At 72.2% G+C, this 19215-nt stretch carries 14 protein-coding genes, 3 tRNA genes and 2 pseudogenes; 9 read left to right on the top strand and 10 right to left on the bottom strand.

Going from position 1 to position 19215, the window contains the following annotated elements:
- Window positions 1-140 precede the first annotated feature (140 nt).
- Window positions 141-1256 (top strand): RNA polymerase sigma factor, encoded by a 1116-nt coding sequence (locus OG435_RS15920; protein ID WP_266877507.1) that lies wholly within the window; start codon window positions 141-143, stop codon window positions 1254-1256.
- Between the two features lie 64 nt (window positions 1257-1320).
- Here the strand turns inward: OG435_RS15920 and OG435_RS15915 are convergent, their stop codons facing one another.
- The 4 genes from OG435_RS15915 to OG435_RS15900 form a co-directional block, all read right to left on the bottom strand.
- A complete protein-coding gene (locus tag OG435_RS15915; protein ID WP_266877506.1) occupies window positions 1321-3246 on the bottom strand; it encodes an ABC transporter ATP-binding protein in 1926 nt (641 codons plus the stop codon).
- Entirely contained in the window at window positions 3243-4976 is a 1734-nt protein-coding gene (locus OG435_RS15910; protein ID WP_266877505.1) for an ABC transporter ATP-binding protein, read from the bottom strand. The genes OG435_RS15915 and OG435_RS15910 overlap by 4 nt, the downstream gene beginning before the upstream one ends.
- Before the next feature lie 163 nt (window positions 4977-5139).
- On the bottom strand, window positions 5140-6591 hold the full coding sequence (locus OG435_RS15905; RefSeq protein WP_266877504.1) for an FGGY family carbohydrate kinase: 1452 nt from the start codon (window positions 6589-6591) through the stop codon (window positions 5140-5142).
- 139 nt (window positions 6592-6730) lie between these two features.
- Window positions 6731-7039: a YtxH domain-containing protein gene (locus OG435_RS15900; RefSeq protein WP_266877503.1), complete on the bottom strand. Its 309-nt coding sequence runs from the start codon at window positions 7037-7039 to the stop codon at window positions 6731-6733.
- Window positions 7040-7185: 146 nt separating this feature from the next.
- On the opposite strand from OG435_RS15900, the gene OG435_RS15895 reads away from it, so the two are divergent.
- The 3 genes from OG435_RS15895 (at window position 7186) to OG435_RS15885 (ending at window position 7602) form a co-directional block, all read left to right on the top strand.
- Window positions 7186-7258 (top strand) — tRNA-Asn (locus OG435_RS15895).
- Between the two features lie 5 nt (window positions 7259-7263).
- A tRNA-Asn gene (locus OG435_RS15890) sits at window positions 7264-7336 on the top strand.
- 189 nt (window positions 7337-7525) lie between these two features.
- Window positions 7526-7602 (top strand) — tRNA-Ile (locus OG435_RS15885).
- A gap of 173 nt (window positions 7603-7775) precedes the next feature.
- Here the strand turns inward: OG435_RS15885 and OG435_RS15880 are convergent.
- On the bottom strand, window positions 7776-8939 hold the full coding sequence (locus OG435_RS15880) for a hypothetical protein (RefSeq protein WP_266877502.1): 1164 nt from the start codon (window positions 8937-8939) through the stop codon (window positions 7776-7778).
- A pseudogene (locus OG435_RS15875) lies at window positions 8894-9747 on the bottom strand (SDR family NAD(P)-dependent oxidoreductase). Before OG435_RS15875 ends, OG435_RS15880 begins: the two are co-directional and overlap by 46 nt.
- A 210-nt stretch (window positions 9748-9957) precedes the next feature.
- On the opposite strand from OG435_RS15875, the gene OG435_RS15870 reads away from it, so the two are divergent.
- Entirely contained in the window at window positions 9958-10887 is a 930-nt protein-coding gene (locus tag OG435_RS15870; RefSeq protein WP_266877501.1) for an AraC family transcriptional regulator, read from the top strand.
- 71 nt (window positions 10888-10958) lie between these two features.
- On the opposite strand, the gene OG435_RS15865 is transcribed toward OG435_RS15870, so the two are convergent.
- Window positions 10959-12134, bottom strand: coding sequence for a carboxylate-amine ligase (locus OG435_RS15865; RefSeq protein ID WP_266877500.1), 1176 nt, complete (start codon window positions 12132-12134; stop codon window positions 10959-10961).
- Window positions 12135-12642: 508 nt separating this feature from the next.
- Between OG435_RS15865 and OG435_RS15860 the strand changes: the two genes are divergently transcribed.
- Window positions 12643-13917 carry an MFS transporter gene (locus OG435_RS15860; RefSeq protein ID WP_266877499.1) on the top strand — a complete coding sequence of 425 codons (1275 nt, stop codon included), beginning with the start codon at window positions 12643-12645 and terminating at the stop codon, window positions 13915-13917.
- Between the two features lie 34 nt (window positions 13918-13951).
- On the opposite strand, the gene OG435_RS15855 is transcribed toward OG435_RS15860, so the two are convergent.
- Window positions 13952-14365, bottom strand: coding sequence for a cupin domain-containing protein (locus OG435_RS15855; RefSeq protein ID WP_266877498.1), 414 nt, complete (start codon window positions 14363-14365; stop codon window positions 13952-13954).
- Between the two features lie 187 nt (window positions 14366-14552).
- A pseudogene (locus OG435_RS50690) lies at window positions 14553-14636 on the bottom strand (hypothetical protein); the annotation flags it as partial.
- 360 nt (window positions 14637-14996) lie between these two features.
- On the opposite strand from OG435_RS50690, the gene OG435_RS15845 reads away from it, so the two are divergent.
- The 3 genes from OG435_RS15845 to OG435_RS15835 all read left to right on the top strand — a co-directional run bounded on the left by OG435_RS15845 (window position 14997) and on the right by OG435_RS15835 (window position 17611).
- Window positions 14997-15821, top strand: a complete 825-nt coding sequence (locus OG435_RS15845) for a helix-turn-helix domain-containing protein (protein ID WP_266877497.1) — start codon at window positions 14997-14999, stop codon at window positions 15819-15821.
- Between the two features lie 152 nt (window positions 15822-15973).
- Window positions 15974-17065, top strand: a complete 1092-nt coding sequence (locus OG435_RS15840; RefSeq protein ID WP_266877496.1) for an esterase-like activity of phytase family protein — start codon at window positions 15974-15976, stop codon at window positions 17063-17065.
- Between the two features lie 9 nt (window positions 17066-17074).
- Window positions 17075-17611 carry a hypothetical protein gene (locus tag OG435_RS15835; RefSeq protein WP_266877495.1) on the top strand — a complete coding sequence of 179 codons (537 nt, stop codon included), beginning with the start codon at window positions 17075-17077 and terminating at the stop codon, window positions 17609-17611.
- Window positions 17612-17641: 30 nt separating this feature from the next.
- Here OG435_RS15835 and OG435_RS15830 read toward each other — a convergent pair whose 3' ends face one another.
- The gene (locus tag OG435_RS15830; RefSeq protein WP_266877494.1) at window positions 17642-19009 is read right to left on the bottom strand and encodes a carboxyl transferase domain-containing protein; all 1368 of its coding nucleotides are present in this window, start codon (window positions 19007-19009) and stop codon (window positions 17642-17644) included.
- Window positions 19010-19215 lie beyond the last annotated feature (206 nt).

Below are 19215 nucleotides of genomic sequence, written 5' to 3'. Positions count from 1 at the left end.
TCGGGGTTCTGGTCCGGGGGTAACCATGGGTCACGCACCGGACCCAGAAAGTGGTCGCACGCCCCTCGTGGCAGCGATGTGTCGTACCCCACACTGAGGTGCGGTGCACCCGTCCTCGGAGCCCTGTGGAGGTCGCCCCCGTGCAGACCCAGAGCCTGACCGTCACCGTCAGCCCGCCCGCCGAAGCGCCCGTGGCCGAAGAGCCCGAGCCCGAGGCCGAGGCCGACGCCATGCACGAGGAGGAGGCCGAGGAGGCCGAAGAGGTTGCGGAGTCGGAAGGCCCGGACCTGCTGGAGAAGGTGCCCCCGCCCCGCAAGCGCCCGGCGGAAGGCTCCGGCGGAGCGGGACCCTCCGCCGACCTGTTCCGGCAGTACCTGCGCGAGATAGGCAGGATCCCGCTGCTCACCGCCGTCGAGGAGGTCGAGCTCGCGCGGCGCGTGGAAGCGGGACTGTTCGCGGAGGAGAAGCTCGGCAGCGGAGCCACGCTCGACCTGCAGCTCACGCTCGACCTGGACAAGCTCGTCGTCATGGGCCGCATGGCCAAACGGCGCCTCATCGAGTCCAACCTGCGGCTCGTCGTCTCCGTCGCCAAGCGATACGTCGGCCGCGGACTGACCATGCTCGACCTGGTCCAGGAGGGGAACCTCGGACTGATCCGCGCCGTCGAGAAGTTCGACTACGCCCGCGGCTACAAGTTCTCCACCTACGCCACCTGGTGGATCCGCCAGGCGATGTCCCGGGCACTGGCCGACCAGGCCCGCACCATCCGGGTGCCCGTCCACGTCGTCGAACTGATCAACCGCGTCGTACGCGTCCAGCGCCGCATGCTCCAGGAGCGGGGGTACGAACCCACCGCAGAGGAGGTCGCGGTCCACCTGGAGCTGACCCCCGAGCGGGTGCTGGAAGTGCTGCGCCTCGCACAGGAGCCGGTCTCGCTGCACGCACCCGTGGGCGAGGAGGACGATGTCGCCCTCGGCGACCTCATCGAGGACGGCGACGCCGCCTCGCCGGTCGAATCGGCCGCGTTCTTCCTGCTCCGCGAGCACCTGGAAGCGGTGCTCTCCACCCTCGGGGAGCGCGAGCGCAAGGTCGTCCAGCTCCGCTACGGACTCGCCGACGGGCGGCCGCGCACCCTGGAGGAGATCGGGCGGATCTTCGGGGTGACCCGGGAGCGGATCCGGCAGATCGAGTCCAAGACCCTCAACAAGCTCCGCGACCACGCCTTCGCGGACCAGCTGCGCGGGTACTTGGACTGAGTACGGGAAAAGGGGCGCCCCGCAGGGCGCCCCTCCCGATACCGGCCGTGCCGCTCGACCTCGGCTAATCGACCTCGGCGACCGCCTGCGCGAACTGCGCCGCGTACAGCCGCGCGTAGGCGCCGCCCGAGAGCAGCAGCTCCTCGTGCGTGCCCTGTTCCACGATCGAGCCGCTCTCCATGACCAGGATCAGGTCCGCGTCGCGGATCGTGGACAGCCGGTGCGCGATCACGAAGGACGTACGGCCGTGCGCGAGGCGCGCCATCGCCTTCTGGATCAGCACCTCGGTACGGGTGTCCACCGAGCTCGTCGCCTCGTCGAGCACCAGGATCACCGGGTCGGACAGGAACGCCCGCGCGATGGTGATCAGCTGCTTCTCGCCCGCGCTGACTCCGGCGCCCTCGTCGTCCAGCACCGTGTCGTAGCCCTCGGGCAGGGTACGGATGAACCGGTCGGCGTGGGCCGCCCGCGCGGCCTCCTCGACCTCGGCGCGCGTGACCTCGCGCGTGGCCCCGTAGGCGATGTTCTCCGCGATGGTGCCGCCGAACAGCCAGGTGTCCTGGAGCACCATGCCGATGCCTCCGCGCAGCCCCTCGCGGGTCATCTTCGCGATGTCCACCCCGTCGAGGGCTATCTCCCCGCCCGTGACCTCGTAGAACCGCATCAGCAGGTTGACCAGCGTGGTCTTGCCGGCGCCGGTCGGGCCGACGATGGCGACCGTCTGCCCGGGGTCCACGCTCAGCGAGAGGTTCTCGATCAGCGGCTTGTCCGGCTCGTAGCGGAAGGCGACCTTGTCGAAGGTGACCTGCCCGCGCAGGTTCTCCGGACGCTCAGGAACCTCCGCGTCCGCCTCCTGCTCCGGAGCGTCCAGCAGCTCGTAGACCCGCTCCGCGGAAGCGACGCCGGACTGCACCAGGTTCGCCATGGAGGCGACCTGCGTGAGCGGCATCGAGAACTGGCGCGAGTACTGGATGAAGGCCTGCACGTCACCGATCGACAGGGTGCCGGAGGCGACCTTCAGACCGCCGACGACCGCGACGAGCACGTAGTTGATGTTCGAGATGAACAGCATCACCGGCTGCATGATCCCGCTGACCAGCTGCGCCTTGAAGGAGGCCCGGTACAGCGCCTCGTTCTGCTCGGCGAACAGGGCCGCGGACTCCTTCTGCCGGCCGAAGACCTTGACCAGGGTGTGGCCCGAGTACATCTCCTCGACGTGCGCGTTCAGGGCGCCCGTGGTCTTCCACTGCGCCACGAATTGCGGCTGCGACTTCTTGCCGATCTTCGCGGCGACGTACGCGGACACCGGAATGGTCACCAGCGCGACCAGGGCCAGCACCGGCGAGATCCAGAACATCATCGCCAGCACGCCGACGATCGTCAGGAGCGAGTTGAGCAGCTGACCCATCGTCTGCTGGATCGTCTGCCCGATGTTGTCGATGTCGTTCGTGGCCCGGCTGAGCACCTCACCGCGCTTCTGCTGGTCGAAGTACGACAGCGGCAGCCGCGACAGCTTCGCCTGGAGCTCCTCGCGCATCCGGTAGACGGTGCCGTTCATGATGTGGTTCGACAGCCGGGTGGCGACCAGCATCAGCAGACCGGCGGCCGTGAAGACGGCCAGCGCCCACAGCGCCACCACCCCGACCGCGCCGAAATCGATGCCCTTGCCCGGGGTGAAGGCGGTGCCGGACAGCATGTCCGCCATCCCGCCCTCGCCCCTGGCGCGCAGGCCGTCCAGCGCCTGCTGCTTGGTGAGGCCCTTGTCGAAGTTCCGGCCGACGATCCCCGCGAACACCAGGTCGGTGGCCTCGCCGAGGATCTTGGGCCCGGTCACCGACGCGGCGACGCTGCCGACGACCGCGAGGATCATGCCCCACAGCTTGGCCCGGTCGCGCGCCAGCGCGCTCAGCAGCCGCTTGCCCGAGCCCTTGAAGTCCATGGACCGCGTCGTCGGCGGTCCCATCATCATCCGTCCTCCGGGCCCGCTCACGCCGCCTCCGCTTCCGTCAGCTGGGAGAGCACGATCTCCCGGTAGGTCTCATTGCCGGCCATCAGCTCGTGGTGGCGCCCCTCGCCCACCACCTGCCCCTCGTCGAGGACGATGATCCGGTCCGCGTCGCGGATCGTGGAGACCCGCTGGGCGACGATGACCACGGTCGCCTCCTCGGTCTCGCGGGCGAGCGCGGAGCGCAGCGCCGCGTCCGTGGCGTAGTCCAGGGCCGAGAAGGAGTCGTCGAACAGGTAGATCTCCGGGCGCTGTACGAGCGTGCGCGCGATCGCGAGCCGCTGGCGCTGGCCGCCGGAGACGTTGGTGCCGCCCTGGGCGATCGGCGCTTCGAGCCCGCCCTCCAGCTCGGACACGAAGCCCTTGGCCTGCGCGACGTCCAGCGCGTGCCACAGCTCCTCGTCGCTGGCGTCGGGGCGCCCGTAGCGCAGGTTGCTGGCGACGGTCCCGGAGAACAGGTACGGCTTCTGCGGGACCATGCCGACCGTCCTGGCGAGCAGGTCTGGGTCGAGGCGCCGTACGTCCTCGCCGTCGACGAGCACGTCGCCGCCGGTGGCGTCGAAGAGCCGCGGGATCAGCCCCAGCAGCGTGGACTTGCCGCTGCCGGTCGAGCCGATCACCGCGGTGGTCTCACCGGGACGGGCCACCAGGTCGACCCCGCGCAGGACGGAGGCCTCGGCGCCCGGGTAGCGGAAGTCGGCGCCGCGCAGCTCCAGCAGACCGTGGCGGGCGAGCTCGCGGACGGGGTCGGTGGGCGGGATCACGCTGGAGTCGGTGTCCAGGACCTCCTGGACGCGCTCGGCGCAGACCTCGGCGCGCGGCACCATCATGAACATGAAGGTGGCCATCATCACGGACATGACGATCTGCATCAGGTAGGCGAGGAACGCCGTCAGCTGGCCGATCTCCATGTCGCCGGAGTCGATGCGCATCGCGCCGAACCAGACGACGGCGACGCTGGAGATGTTCACGACCACGATCACGGTCGGGAACATCAGCGCGAGCAGCTTGCCGGCCGCCAGCGAGACGCCGGTGAGGTCGGCGTTGGCCTCGCGGAAGCGTTCCTTCTCGTAGTCGTCGCGGATGAAGGCGCGGATCACCCGGTTGCCGGTGATCTGCTCGCGCAGGACCCGGTTGACCGTGTCCAGACGCGTCTGCATCGCACGGAACAGCGGCCGGGTCTTCAGCACGATCGCCCCGACCGACAGGCCGAGGATCGGGACGACGGCGAGCAGGACGCCCGAGAGCTTCACGTCCAGCGAGAGCGCCATGAAGATGCCGCCGACGCACATGATCGGCGCGGAGACCATCAGGGTGAAGGTCATCAGCACGAGCATCTGGATCTGCTGCACGTCGTTCGTCGTACGGGTGATCAGCGACGGGGCGCCGAAGTGGCCGAGCTCACGCGCGGAGAAGCTCTGCACGCGGTCGAAGATGCCGGCCCGGACGTCCCGGCCGAAGGCCGCGGCGGTGCGGGCCCCGTAGTAGACGGCGCCGACGTTGCAGACGAGCTGGACGAGCGAGACGCCGAGCATCAGTGCGCCGAAGCGCAGGATGTAGCCGGTGTCGCCGTTGACGACACCGTTGTCAATGATGTCGGCGTTCAGCGTGGGCAGGTAGAGGCTCGCACTGGTCTGCAGCAGCTGCAGCAGGACCAGCACGGCGATCGGTTTCCGGTACGGACCCAGGTGGTTCCGCAGAAGTCGTATGAGCACGCGCAGGCTCCGGTCGGCATGATCGAGGGGGTTCACTCCATCTTCTGCCAACCGGAGGCCGGAACCCACCGCTTTTCGTAAAGCCCGGTCAAAAGGAGTAGGCCGGGCACGGGAGGGCGTAGGCCGGGGCGCGGGCCGGGTACGGCCGGGGCCCGGGCCCGGCCTAGGCCGGGTTCTGGAACGCCCCCGGGTGGATCTGGTCCCGGGTCGCGACGTACTGCTGGCGGGCGCCCTGCCAGGCCGGGTACTCCTCGTCCGGCTCGAACAGCTGCGCCGTGGGGGCCGGCCACACCGGCGGGGTGTTCGAGGCCGCGCCGCCCTGCGCCAGGCCGAGCGCCCACGCGGCCTGCCGGGCCGCGCCCAGGGCCGCGTAGTCCGCCGGCGCCGGGACGAGGACCTGCGTACCGAACAGCCCCGGCGCGAAGGCCTGAACGGCCGGCAGCTCGGCGGCGGCGCCGAGCAGGAACACCCGGCGGATCTCCACACCGCGGCTGCGCAGCACGTCGAGCGCGTCCACCAGCCCGCAGAGCATGCCCTCGAAGGCGGCCCGCGCGAGGTGCTCCGGCTTCATGGAGTCCCGGCGCAGCCCCGACAGGGTCCCGGCGGTGTGCGGCAGGTTCGGCGTCCGCTCACCCTCCAGGTACGGCAGGAGTACGAGCCCGTGCGCGCCCGGCGTCGACTTCAGCGCGAGCTCGCTCAGCCCCTCCAGATCGGTGCCCAGCAGTTCGGCGGTGCCGCGCAGGGCCCGTACGGCGTTCAGGGTGTTCACCACCGGCAGGTGCCGCCCGGTGGCGTCGGCGAGGGAAGTGATCAGCCCGCCCGGCTCCGACAGCGCCTCGTGGTGCACCGCCATCACCGATCCGGACGCGCCCAGCGAGACCACGGCGTCGCCGGGTCCCATGCCCAGCCCGAGCGCGGCCGCCATGGTCTCCCCGGTGCCGGCGGAGATCAGCAGCCCCTCGGGCGTGGTCCCGGCGGCTTCGGCCGGGCCGAGCACCTCGGGGAGCAGCGCCCGGTGCCCCAGCGCGAGCTCGACCAGGTCGGGGCGGTAGGCGCCGGCGGCCGCCGACCAGTAGCCGGTGCCGGAGGCGCCGCCGCGGTCGGTGGTCCGCCGGGCCGGGCGGCCCAGCAGCTGCCACACCAGCCAGTCGTGCGGGGACATCAGGACGGCCACCCGCCGGGCCGCCTCCGGCTCGGTACGGGCCAGCCAGGCGAGCTTCGCGACGGGCTGCGCCGCATGGGGGACGGAGCCGACGGCCTCGACCCAGGCCTGCCGGCCGCCGAAGGCCTCGATCAGCTCGGCGGCGGCGGCCTGCCCGCGCTTGTCGTTGCCGATCAGGGCGGGGCGCACGAGGCCGCCCTGCGCGTCCAGCGGCAGCAGCCCGTGCTGCTGCGCGGAGACCCCGATGGCCTGCACCCCTTCGAGGAGCCCGCCGCCGGCGGCCTCGCCGAGCGAGAGCAGCCAGGCCTGTGGATCGGTCTCGTGCGGCACCGCCTCGCCGGTGGGCTGCGGATGAGGGGCGTACCCCTGGCGCAGCACGGCGCCCGTCTCGGTGTCACAGACGACGATGCGTGTGAACGCGGAAGAGCTGTCCAGCCCGGCGACTATCCCCATGCGGAGAATTCTGCCGCACGCGGGGGCGGGCGCGACCGCCCCGGAGCGCGCCGTCCCTTATGCGGAACCCCACGGCCACGGCCGGACGGCACCCCGGAGCGGGGCCCTCGCAGGAGGACCCCGCTCCGGGCCGGGCCGGTCAGGTGTTGCTGGTGCCCCAGTCGTCCTCGCCCGCGCCGTTGCCTCCGACCCGTGCCCGCAGGCCCCGTACCCGCCCTGCGAGGGCGTCCGGCACCGCGTCGCCCACCTTGTCGCTCACCGCGGCGAAGGCCTTGCCGGCGAACTCCCGGCCGCTCTGACCTGCGCTCTCGGCGGCGTTGCGGACGGCCGGGTTCTGCGCGAACTCACGCGCGGACTTCTTCAACTGTTCATACCGCTCGCGTCCGGCCCGGGTCCCGAGCACGTACCCGAGGGCCAGCCCGACCGCGAACGTGACCTTGTACCGCATGCCTGCCACCCTTCGTCGTGTGGTGCCCGGCCCGCTGGCGATACCGATTGGCGGAGCACCCCCCTGCTTGCGCTAATCTATGACTCGCAACGGGCGCTCGCCCCCTGGCCAAGGCCAGAGGTGGGCTGTTCGGTGCAACGCAGCAATCCCCTGTAGCTCAATTGGCAGAGCAGCCGACTGTTAATCGGCAGGTTACTGGTTCGAGTCCAGTCGGGGGAGCGCGGTCCCCTGTAGCTCAATTGGCAGAGCAGCCGACTGTTAATCGGCAGGTTACTGGTTCGAGTCCAGTCGGGGGAGCAAGAAGGAACGAGGACCCCAGGTGGGTCCTTTTTTCTTTTTTCTGCCCTCCACGCGCAACCGGACACGGCCCGGTGCGGTCTCTCTGGGCAGGCGAAGCCGATCATGCGAGGCATCCGAGGCAGGAGATCGTATGAGCGGCTATGCTGCGGCAGACGGCGCGCACACATGTACGCGCCACGCCGTGAAGGGGCGGTAGCTCAGCCGGTTAGAGCAGCGGACTCATAATCCGTCGGCCGTGGGTTCGAGTCCCACCCGCCCCACCACAGCAAAATCGTTCTGACGTGCGGATACGTTCCTATGGGCCGTCGCAGTCAAAACCCCGGCCGCCCGGCGCCTGTGGATCAGACGGCGTTCCGCGCGACCGTGCGCCACACCTCGGCTGCCAGGTCCGGCCTGTTCACCGTCTGGGCCTGGGTCGCTATCTCCCGCAGCTCGTTCAGGCGTTACGACGACCGCGTCCGGCCCCGGTTCGGGCCGAGGGCCGGCTGCGCGTGATCTCGGCGAGACGGGCGGTCTGGGCGTCGATGGCTTGCGGGCCGTTGCCGGTCAGCAGGGCGTGCCTTTCGGCCCAGACCACTTTGACCCCCGAGGGGCTGACGGCGAGGCTGACGTCGTATCCGGCGTCCTTGAGTGCCACATCGACGAAGTAGGGGAGCCGGGTGCGCCGCCCGGGGACCTTGGGGTACTGCGAGGCGAGCACGATGCGCTCGGCCACCTGGGCGAACGTGGTGATCTTGGCGCCCTTGAAAGCGTGTCGGTCATCGGTGGTGACCCCTCCGTCCTCGGCGACGCGGTACCTGGCCGAGGTGAGTGCGACGGGGGCGTGGCAGATGAGCGAGATCGGGACGCGGTTCTCCCGCAGGCTGTGCAGGAGTTCTCCCATCCACGGGTTGGCGTGGAAGTCGACCATCGGGCCGTGGCCGCCGAGCGCGTGCACGAAGGCCAGGTCCTGGAAGGAGAACGCGGTGTCGGGGTCGCGGTGCCGCTCGATCAGTTCCTGGATCGAGAAGTACGTCTTCTCGGGCAGGGCCTCGAAGCCGGCGACGACCTCGTCCCGGATCGAGACGGCCTCCTTGTCCGTCCTGGGCAGTGGGGCGGAGACGGAGATGCGTCCGAGGTGGCGCCGGGCCAGTGCGAGTTCGGCGTCGCGGCGCTCGACGAGCTCAGGGTTCTTCCTTCGCAGACCCTCGGGAGTGAACCGCTTGCCGGCGCTCTGCAGGGTGGTGCGGGCCGCCGCGGTGCCGGTGCTCCGGCCGGCGTGGAAGCTGAGCCCCAGGCCGTTCATGTCGAGCTGCGGCGGCTTGCCGTCGGGGGTGGCGAGGATGAAGTCGTAGTCGTTCTCGAACCGTGCCAGGACCGCGGCGACCTCGACGAGGAAGAATCCGGTGGAGAGACGGTGGTCCGCCGGTTCGCTCAGGGGCAGCTCGCGCGCTGAGGAGAGCAGGATGAGGGCCTGGGGCCGGGAGGCGGCGTACTCGGGCAGGGGAACGGTCTCCGTTCTTGATCTGGATTGTGCGAGGCGAGGTGTTCGGCTGGTCGGGACGTACCCGGCGTCTAGCCGAAGGCGTTGACGCCGGTCAGCTCCGCCGACCAGTCCCACAGCCGCGCGGCCTCGTCCGGGTCGATCGCGTACTCCTGGACCTCGCCTCGTTCCGTACGGCTGTCGAAGACGGCCGCGATGTCGACGTCTTCGAGGTAGAGACCGCCCTTGCCTTCGAGGAGCGGCGAGGTGGCGGCCCAGACCTGGGTCGCGGCTCCGGCCCGGGGCGACTTGCCGAAGTTGGGGGTGAGGTTGCCGTCGGTGTCCATGGCGCCTGCGGCGATCAGATCGGCATCGCTCAGGTAGCGGCCCAGGGGCGTGGCGATGACGCCGGGGTGCAGGGCGAAGGCGCGGGGGCCGGCGTCGCGCGCCAGACGGTCCAGTGTCCGCGCGAGGAGACGGCGACGACGCGGGCGTCGCCGCTCAGCAGGGGCCAGAGCCGGTTGACGAGAGCGAAGTGTCCGAGGTGGTTCGTGGCCACCTGCAACTTCCAGCCCTCGGCTCCGACCCGGGTGAGCGGTGCGGCCATCACGCCGGCGCTCTTGATGACCAGGTCGATGCGCCGGCCGGCGGACTCCAGGCCGCGGACGTAGGAGGCGACGCTGCCGAGGTCGGTGAGATCCATCGCGCCGACCTCCACCCGGGGAAGGTCCTTCAGTTCCCCGAGGGCGAGATCCGGACGACGGGCGGGAACCGCGACGGTGGCGCCCGCGCCGACCAGCGCCCGCGTGGTCTCCAGGCCGATGCCGGAGTACCCGCCCGTCACGACGGCGAACCGCCCCGTGAGGTCGATGCCCTCGAGGACATCGTCCACGGTGCTCTCGGGGCCGAATCCGCTGCCCAGGGGAGTCTGCTGTTCCTTTGACATCGTGCTGTCACCACTTCCGGTACGTGAGGTGCGGTCCGGGCGACGGGACGGCGCTGCTCCGAGCCGTCCGCATCCTCGCTTGCACCACACGCTAGGTCTTCGGGAGTGAGAGCATCCATGGCAGAAGAGCTCATCCTCATACCCCTGACGCTCATCGAGGTGACGTAAGGGGTATGGAGTCAGCGGCGGGATGCGGATAGCGTGACGAGCATGGATGTACTTGCCGACGTTCTGGCGTCCACGGGGTTCACGGGAGCACTTCTCGCGCAGCTCCATTCCAACGGATCGCAGTGGGGGTGCGACCTCGACCAGGGAAGCGTCGCCGGATTCCACCTGATCGCCGACGGTGCGTGCTGGCTCCGGACCGCGAACACAGCGCCGGTACAGCTGGTGTCCGGCGACGTGGTCCTGCTCCCGAGGGGCACCCCGCACCAGCTCCTGGGCAGCCCCGGCACCGAGACCCGCCCCTACTCGGAGGTCGCGGCCGAGAATCCTCCGGGTCGCACGGGCGTCGTGCACCTGGGCGGCGACGGCCCGCTGGTCCGCATCGTGTGCGGGAAATTCCAGTACGCGACGTCCACCGACCGCCATCCGGTGCTGTCGGTCCTGCCCGAAGTGGTGCACGTGCCCGGCATGGCGGCCGATCCCCAGCTCCAGAGCGTCGTCCGGCTCCTCGCCTCGGAAGCCACCAACGGCCGGCCGGGATCCCGAGCGGTCGCCACCCGCCTCACCGAAGTACTGTTCGTGCTGACCGTCCGCAACTGGCTGGAGCGCGCCGGCGCCGAGGACTCGGGCCCGTCATGGCTGACCGCTCTGCGCGACCCCGACATCGGCGCCGCACTGTCGCTGATGCACGAGCGGCCGCAGGAGGACTGGACCGTCGACAGCCTCGCACGCGCGGTGGCCATGTCCCGGCCCACGTTCGCCCGCCGGTTCAAGTCCACCGTCGGCGCCAGCCCCCTCGCCTACCTCTCCCGCGTCCGCCTCGACCAGGCCGCACGCCAACTGCGCGACACCGACGATTCCCTCGGCATCATCGCCCGCAAGGTCGGATACGCCTCCGAGTTCGCCTTCTCCCGGGCCTTCACCCGTGAACTGGGCGTCCCGCCGAGCCGCTACCGCCGCGCGGTCGCCGTCTGACGGTCAGGCGCCACCGGGTCGTCCGGGGGCGGGCCGGCCCCGGCGCGGCCACCTCGCCGCCGGGGCCGGGGTCAGGAGGCCTCCGTTTCGTCCGCCAGGTGGCGCAGCACGTCCTTCAGGTCGCCGCGGCGGGCGAAGGCCGTGCGCTGGCGGTGGGCGCCCGAGCCGTCGCGCAGCAGGCCGGCCATGGTTCTGGCCGCGTGGTCGAGGTCGCCGGACGCGGCCAGTTCGGGGGCCACCAGGTCGAGCAGGGCCTCCGCCAGATCCGCCGCCGGGAGTTCGACGCCCGTGTACGGGTCCAGCCCGAAGCCCTCCAGGCCGTCGTGGGCCGCCCGCCAGCGCGCGAGGCGCAGTACGTCCTCCCGTACGGGCGGGTCGGGCCGCTGCTCGGCGATCTCGCGCAGGGCCGTCGCGACGAGGGCGCGGGCCAGTTCGGCCTGGAGGATGGCCGAGTCGATGTCCGGGGACATGTCGGGGGCCCGCAGTTCGAGCGTCGGCCAGTTCCCCGAGGGCCTCAGGTCCCAGTAGACCATCTTGGTGTCCAGGGCGGCCCCGGAGCCGAGCAGGGTCTGCACCGAGCGCCGGAAGTGGGCCGTCGAGGTGAAGTGCGGGGGCAGGCCCGCCGAGGGCCAGCCCGCCCAGGCCATCGCCCGCCAGCTGGCGTGACCGGTGTCGCGGCCGCCCCAGAAGGGGGAGTTGGCCGCCAGCGCGATCAGCGTGGGCAGCCAGGGCCGGAGCCGGTTGGAGACGGCCACCGCCGTGTCCACGTCGAGGGTGCCGATGTGGATGTGCCGGCCGCAGCTGACCAGGGTGTCGGTGAGCGCGCCGAACCGCCGGGCCTGCTCGCGCTGGCGCGGCTCGTCGTCGGTCAGGTGGAGCGGGCCCTCCAGGGCGACCACCGGCGAGGGCGCGGCCAGCAGCCGGCAGCCGTGGGCCCGGGCGGCCCGCGCGAGGGTGCGCCGCAGGGTCGCGAGCTCGCTGCGCAGGGTCGCGGCCGAGTCGGCGACGGGGGTGGAGATCTCCACCTGGTAGCGGGTGCCTTCGGGGTGCAGTTCGTGGGGGAGCCCCGCGGCGGTGGACAGGACGAGCGGGGCGGCGGGGACCACCCGCAGGGTGCGGGCGTCGACGAGGAGGAATTCCTCCTCGACGCCGAGGGTGAGGGGGAAGACCGGATCGGTCGCGGTCGCGCGGAGCGCGCCCGTCTTCGTGGTGCCGGTGCTCGTGGTGCTGGTGCCAGGTTCGATCACTGCGCCTCCCTGGACATACGAGTCTTTTCATCATGAGCTGAACTTCAGGCGAGGAGCGCACGTCTATTCGGTCAAATGTCCGGTGATAGTGGCGAGTTAGCGGCAAGGATCCGGCCGCCGCGGGGCCCGGGTTCCGGGTGGGGTGAATGGTGCGCGTGCGGGAGGAGCGGGAGCCCGCGCCCTCGGGCTTCGAGCGGGATCCGGCCGGGTTCCGGCCGGGTTCCGGGCGGGCTCTGGGCGGGCTTTGGGCGGGCGTCGAGCGGCCCCAGAGTGGGCCACCACCCGGCTCCGGGCCGGCTCAGGGCGGTCCCCAGAGTGGGCTCCCTCCCGGCTCCGGCCCGGCTTCGGGTGGCCCCCGGGGTGGGCTCCCGCCTGGTTCCGGGCGGTCCCCGGGGGTGGGGTCCGGTCCGGCTCCGAGTGGTCCCCGGGGTGGGATCCGGTCCGGCTTCGAGTGGTCCCCGGGGTGGGATCCGGTCCGGCCCCTGCCGGGGTCGGCTTATCATCCGTTGTGACTCGTACGACCGCTCCGCCCTCGCAGCCCCTCCGCCCCCGCCGCCGCATATGGGCCGACCTCACCCCGCTGAGAACGTCCCCGGACTTCCGCCGGCTGTGGTTCGGGGGAACCGTTTCCTCGCTGGGCCAGGCGATGACCGCCCTGGCCATCTCGCTCCAGGTCTACGAGATCACCGGCTCCAGCTTCTCCGTCGGACTCGTCGGGCTCTGCTCGCTCATCCCGCTGGTCACCTTCGGGCTCTACGGCGGGGCCATCGCCGACACCGTCGACCGGCGCATGCTCGGCCTCGTGAGCGCGCTCGGTCTGGCCGCCCTGTCCATCGCCCTGGCCGGTGCCGCGCTCCTGGACTACCACCGGGTCTGGCTGCTGTACTCCGTGGTCGCGCTCCAGTCCCTCTGCGGCGCCCTCAACGGGCCCGCCCGGTCCGCGATGATCCCGCGGCTGCTGCCCGCGGAGCAGCTGCCCGCCGCCAACGCCCTGAACTCCATGACATGGACCTTCGGGATGACCGTCGGCCCGGCGCTGGGCGGGGTCATCGTCGGCTGGTGGGGCTACCAGGCCGCCTACCTGATCGACGCCCTCACCTTCGTCGCCGCCCTCTACGCGATGTGGCGGCTGCCGCCGATGAAGCCAGAGGGGGCCGGCGGCCGCACCGGGCGGGCCTCCGTGCTCGACGGCCTGCGCTTCCTGGGGACCCGGCCCAACATCCGGATGACCTTCTTCTCCGACCTGGCCGCCATGGTGCTGGCCCAGCCGAAGGCGCTGTTCCCGGCCATCGCCGTGCTCTGGTACGGCGGCGACGCCAAGACGGTCGGGCTGCTCGTGGCCGCCCCCGCCGTCGGGGCGCTGCTCGGGGGACTGCTCTCCGGCTGGCAGGGGCGGATCCGCCGGCACGGGGCGGCGATCCTGCTCTCCGTCGCCGGGTGGGGTCTGGCCATCGCCGTCTTCGGGCTGACCCGGAACCTCTGGCTCGGGCTGCTCTTCCTGGCCCTGGCCGGATGCGCCGACAGCGTCTCGATGGTGTTCCGCACCACCATGCTCCAGGCCGCGACCCCGGACGACATGCGGGGCCGCCTGCAGGGCGTCTTCATCGTGGTCGTCGCCGGCGGACCCCGGCTCGGGGACTTCCTCGCCGGGGCCACCGCCGAGCTCACCTCCCCGACCGTCGCGATCACGGGCGGCGGGCTCGGCTGCGTCCTCGTCCTGGCGCTGCTGGCCGCGCGCTGGCGGGGCTTCGCCCGCTACGACGCGCGATCGCCGCAGGCCTGAGGCGGGGCGGGGCCGGCCGTCCGCCCCGGTGGGCTCACGCGTCCACCGGCTCGCGGGTGCGGTCGCTGACCTCCCCGCCGGTGTTGGCGGTCCCGGCGGGCTCGAACATCAGGATCGCCGTCTCCCCGTCGGCCTGCGGGCAGTGCTCCACCCCGCGCGGGACCACGTAGATCTCCCCGGGGTTCAGTACGACGTCCCCGGCGCGCAGCCGGATCCTCAGGGTGCCGCTGACGACGAGGAAGAGCTCGTCGGTCTCCTCGTGGGTGTGCCAGATGAACTCGCCCTGGATCTTGGCGATCTTGACCTCGTAGTCGTTGACCCGCGCGATCCGGTGCGGGGTCCACTGCTCGGTGAAACCGGCGAGCTTCTCCGCGATGTTCACCACGTGTGCCGCGTCCGCCGTGTCTGCCGGGCGGCCGTTCTCGTGCGTGCTCTCGGGTGTCGTCATGGGGGCAGGCTGCCCGGGTGCGCCCTTCCCGGTCTTGTACGTTCCTGACGTGACTCCTCCCCCTCGTGAACGAGGGGGCTTCTCGCCAGGCCCGGTGGGCTGTGCGACGGACCAGCCCGGCCCGTAGAACGTTGAGTGCTCCAACGGGGTCGGCGTGCACCTGGTGGCCGCAGGCGCCGCATGGGAACTGCTCCTGTGGGGGCCGGTCCTCCGCTGAGACGTGCCCGCATTCGGGGCAGGTCCGGGAGGTGTTGCGGGGGTCCACGGCGATCGCTTCCCGTCCGGCGCTTTCAGCCTTGGCGTGCAGGATCGTCAGGAACGCCCCCCATCCGTGTGCGGTCCTTCGCCTTGCGGCGTGGACAGCGGCTCAGCTCCCGCTGCCAGCCTCGCGTCGGCCTGGCGGCCGTGATGCGGGTTGTCGACGTGTACGCCGTTGGAGGTGGTGAGGAACGACGCTATGCCCATGTCGATGCCGGCCACGGGCCGGTGCTGGTTGACCTTGACGTGCCCGACGCCCTGGAAGCGGACACGGGTGCGGTGAAATCAGACGCTTCGCGCCGCCGGAGACAAAGGTGCGTTTCCCTCCCCGGCTGAAGCCGGGGATACCGACACAAGTCCAAGGATGGTTGCGATGCGTCCGCCCAGTACGGTCTCGGCCTGGCAGCCGCCGGTGCCGGGGATCGCCGAGGTGTTCCACGCCCGGTTCACCGACCACGCCTACCCCGCGCACGTCCACGACACGTGGACGCTGATGATCCTCGACGGTGGCCGCGTCGACTTCGGGCTCGACCGCGAACGGCACGGCGTGGGCGGCTCGGACACCGTGGCCCTGCTGCCGCCCGGGGTGGTGCACGACGGGCGGACCGTCACCGAGGCGGGCTTCCGCAAGCGTGTGCTGTACCTCGACGCCTCCGTGCTGCCCCAGTCGCTGACCGGGGCCGCCGTCGACGCGCCGCTGCTCCTCGACGCCGCCCTGCGCGACCGGGTCCACGGACTGCACCGCGCGCTGGGCGCGCGGGAGTTGCCGGCCGGTGCGGTCGAGCGGCTGGAGGCGCAGTCGCGGCTCGCCTTCGTGCAGGAGCGGCTGCGCACGTGGCTGGAGGGGCGCCAGGTGATCCCGTACGGGGCTCCGGGCCCGGATACGGCCGTACGACTGCGCGAGCTCCTCGATGCGCGGGTCATCGGCGGGATCACCTTGGAGGAGGCTTCCGCGCTTCTGGGACACGCCCATCCCACCCACCTGATCCGCAGCTTCCGGCAGGCGTTCGGGCTCCCTCCGCACGCCTACCTCACCGGGCTGCGGGTCGCGAAGGCGCGGCGGCTGCTGCTGGCGGGGACGCGGCCGGCCGAGGCGGCGGTGGCGGCGGGCTTCTACGACCAGGCGCACCTGGCACGGCACTTCCGGCGGCACGTGGGGATCGGTCCGGGGCGGTTCGCCCGATCCGGGCGGGTGTGAAGGGAAGTTGGCGGGTTCGTTGCCGTCGTGTTGCCGGGTCTTCCATTTTCTTTCGATTAGCCATATGACAGTTCGGAAGATCGAGGCTCCGGCCTCGGCCCCCGCCCCTACCCCCCGCCCCCAGACCCAGTCGATCCAGGAGGAAGGCCTTCATGCGCCTTCGTACGCTCGTCACCACCGCCGTGGCCACCGCCGCGCTCGCCGGAGCCCTCGTTCCGCAGGCCCAGGCCTCCGCGGCTCACCGGGTGCCGAAGGCGGACCGTTCCTGCTCGCCGTACCTCTCGATCGCGGGCTACGCGGACTCCCTCGACAAGGCCCTCGTCGACGGGAAGCCGGTCGGCGGGCTCTCCGGGCTCGCGGTGGACCGGGACGGCACGGTCGCCGCGATCTCCGACAAGTCGGTGCTGTACAAGCTGAACGTGGGCCGCGGCGACACCCCGACGGCGACGGCCGCCGCGCGGCTGCCGCTGACCGACGGCGCGGGCAAGGTCCTCGACTCCGAGGGCATCGTCGTCGACCGCGACGGCACCTACCTGGTGACGGACGAGACCGCGCCGGCCATCCGGCGGCACGCCCGCACCGGCGAGGTGCTGGGCTCGCTGCCGATCCCGGCCGGGTTCAAGCTCGCGCCCGAGGGCCGGGCCACGGTCAACCAGACCTTCGAGTCCCTGACCCTGCTGCCCGGCGGGCACACCCTCGTCGCGGGCGTCGAGGGAGCGCTGGCGGGCGACGGGAAGGACGCGCAGGGGCGGACGCTCCAGCGGATCCAGACCTGGGAACGCCGCGGCCGGGACGGTGAGTTCGTCCTCGGGCGGCAGTACGCGTACCCGGTGGACGCCGGACACGGGCTGGTGGAGCTCGCGCCGACGCGCGACGGCCGGCTGATCGTGCTGGAGCGCGGCTTCACACAGCAGTTCAAGATCACGGTGCGGCTGTACGTCGCCGACCCCCTGGGCGCCACGGACACCTCGAAGGTGGCGGCGCTGGCGGAGGGCCCGGCCCTGCGGACCGCACGCAAGACCCCGATCGGGGACCTCGACGGCTGCCCGACGCTGGGCGCGCCCTCGAAGCTGCCGCAGAACCACCCGCTGGTCGACAACGTCGAGGGCATGGTGGTGACGGATCACGACGGGTCCGGTCGGGTAAGGCTGCTGCTGACCAGCGACGACAACGAGCTGGCACAGCAGATCACCCGGCTGTACCGGGTGGACGTGAAGCTCCCGGCCCGGAGCCGGTGGTTCTAGAGTTCGTCCGTGGACGTCACGAGCTGGTGGTTCGAGGTCGAGGACCCCGAGGAGTGCGGCGAGGAGCCATGGGACTTCGGTGAGGCCGAACTCGCCTTCCTGGCGGCCCTGCGGGGCCGGGCAGCCGACTGGCGGGTGCCGTGGGCTCCCAGCCAGGTCGGACGGCCCGAGGACGAGTCGTCGTTCCTCGTCCACATCAGCCTTGTCGACGAGGCCCGCCGGATCGTGCTCGGCGAGTGGGCCGTGCACTTCCACGGCACGCACGTGCGGGCCGGGCGGGTCCGTGACCAGCTCTTCCACCTGGACGAGTCGCCCGAGCGCGGCTTCTTCCGGGCCTCCGGCACGGTCGCGGAGCTCGCGGAGCGGTGCGCGGACTGGTTCGAGAGCCTGCTGAGCCGCCCTGTGGTCCGCGTCGATTGGCCCTCCGAGGGAGGCAGGCACGCGACCACCTGGGAGTTCGCCGACACGGGCGAGGTCCTGACGACGAGCGGCCCCGTCCCCGCCGTCGGCTCAGCCCCGGTCCGTCGCCTCGCGGTCCGTCCCTGATCCGGCGGACGGCGCCTGGCGGGCCTCCTCCTAGGCGTCCTCCGCATCCTGCGCGTCCTTCGCCGGGGAGACGATGCCGCGGGCGACGCCCAGGGCGACCAGGTCCTGGGGGCGGACGCGCAGTTGGTCCGCCGTCGCCGGGGCCGACTCCGGGGGGCGCTTGAGGATGGCCGCCGCCAGTTCGGGAGCGATCACCGAGAAGTAGCTGTCCGGGGTGACCCAGGTGTTGCCCGGCGCCGCCAGGGCGAGTGCCCCGCCCGAGCCGCCCTCGCCGATGAGGAGCGTGGTGAGGGGCACCGTGGCCGAGGCGAGCGCCGCGAAGACGTCGGCGATGGCCGCGCCGGCGCCCGCGTGCTCGGCCGCGGCGTCGTTGGCCGCGCCGGGGGTGTCCACGAGGGTGAGCACCGGGATCCCGAGCCGGTCCGCGAGCCGGACGACGCGGGCCGCCGTACGGTACCCGGCCGGGCGGGTGGCGGTGCCGCACTGGGCGGCGTAGGCCACGGCCCGGCCCTCCCGGAGCCCGAACCCGCACAGCATCCCGGGGTCCGTGCCGCCCGCCCGGTCCCCGGAGAGGTGGAGACGGAGCTCGAAGTACGCGTCCAGGTACTGCTCCGCGCGCGGCCGGCCGGGGTGGCGGGCCTGCCGGACGGCGTCCCACCCCGTGGCCGGCAGCGCTACGTCGGCCAGCGCGGCCGGGGGTTCCACGGCCTCGGGGGAGCGGGGCGCGGCGAGCACCCGGAGCCAGGCCGTCAGGGTCACGGGGAGCTGCGCGGCGGGGACGACGGCGTCCACGTGCCCGGCGGCGTACTGCCCCTCGGCGGTGTAGGCGGCCGGATCCGCGTCCGGCGGCCGCACCCGGGACCCGGCGAACCCGACCTGCGCCCCGGGCAGCGCGAGGATCACGTCGGCCCCCGCCCCGAGGGTGGCCCAGCCGCCGCCGGTGGTGGGGTCGCGCAGGACGGCGATCTGCGGGAGGCCGGAGGCGCGGGTGAGGGCGGACTGGCGGGCCACGCGCTGCAGCTGGGTCAGCGCGAGCATGCCCTCCTGCATGCGGGATCCGCCGGTGGCGATGAGGGAGACCAAAGGGAGGCGGTGGGTGCGGGCGTGGGTGTAGGCCGCCTCCAGCCGGTCGCCGGTGCGGTGGCCGAGGGACCCGCCGAGGAAACCGAACTCGAAGGAGATCACGGTGGCTTCGTGGCCGCCGATGCGGGCGGTGCCGGTGACGACGGACTCGTCCTCGCCGGTCCGCTGCGCGGCGCGGGCACGGGAGTCGTCGTAGCCGGCCCAGCCGAGGGGGCCGTCGGGGGCGGAGTGCCCCGGTGGGGCGGGGAGTTCGGTGAAGCTGCCGGGGTCGGTGGCGGAGGCGATGGCGGCGCGGGCCGAGGGGCGGGTCGTCACGGCGTCACCCTACGGGTGCCCCCTCTCGCTCCGCTCGCAGGGCTGTGGTGGCTCCTCCCCGGTGGTGGCCGCCACTGCCGCCTGGGGCGGGGCCGACGGGCCGGTGCGGCCGGGCGGGCTGGAGTTTGCCGCGCAGCGGCAAATCCAGCCCCGCCGGCGTTTGAGGCGCGGGGTCCGGGGCGGAGCCCCGGGGAACGGTGGAAGGG

Origin of the sequence: Streptomyces sp. NBC_01264, from assembly GCF_026340675.1 — a bacterium.
In the GTDB taxonomy this organism is placed as follows: domain Bacteria; phylum Actinomycetota; class Actinomycetes; order Streptomycetales; family Streptomycetaceae; genus Streptomyces.
This window is presented reverse-complemented; position numbering and strand designations above follow the sequence as displayed.

Bases quoted from the DNA above. Each gene is read 5' to 3' on its own strand.
- OG435_RS15905 (WP_266877504.1), bottom strand. From the start codon at position 6,591: ATGGGGATAGTCGCCGGGCTGGACAGCTCTTCCGCGTTCACACGCATC.
- OG435_RS15870 (WP_266877501.1), top strand. From the start codon at position 9,958: ATGGATGTACTTGCCGACGTTCTGGCGTCCACGGGGTTCACGGGAGCA.
- OG435_RS15855 (WP_266877498.1), bottom strand. From the start codon at position 14,365: ATGACGACACCCGAGAGCACGCACGAGAACGGCCGCCCGGCAGACACG.
- OG435_RS15840 (WP_266877496.1), top strand. From the start codon at position 15,974: ATGCGCCTTCGTACGCTCGTCACCACCGCCGTGGCCACCGCCGCGCTC.
- OG435_RS15900 (WP_266877503.1), bottom strand. From the start codon at position 7,039: ATGCGGTACAAGGTCACGTTCGCGGTCGGGCTGGCCCTCGGGTACGTG.
- OG435_RS15845 (WP_266877497.1), top strand. From the start codon at position 14,997: ATGCGTCCGCCCAGTACGGTCTCGGCCTGGCAGCCGCCGGTGCCGGGG.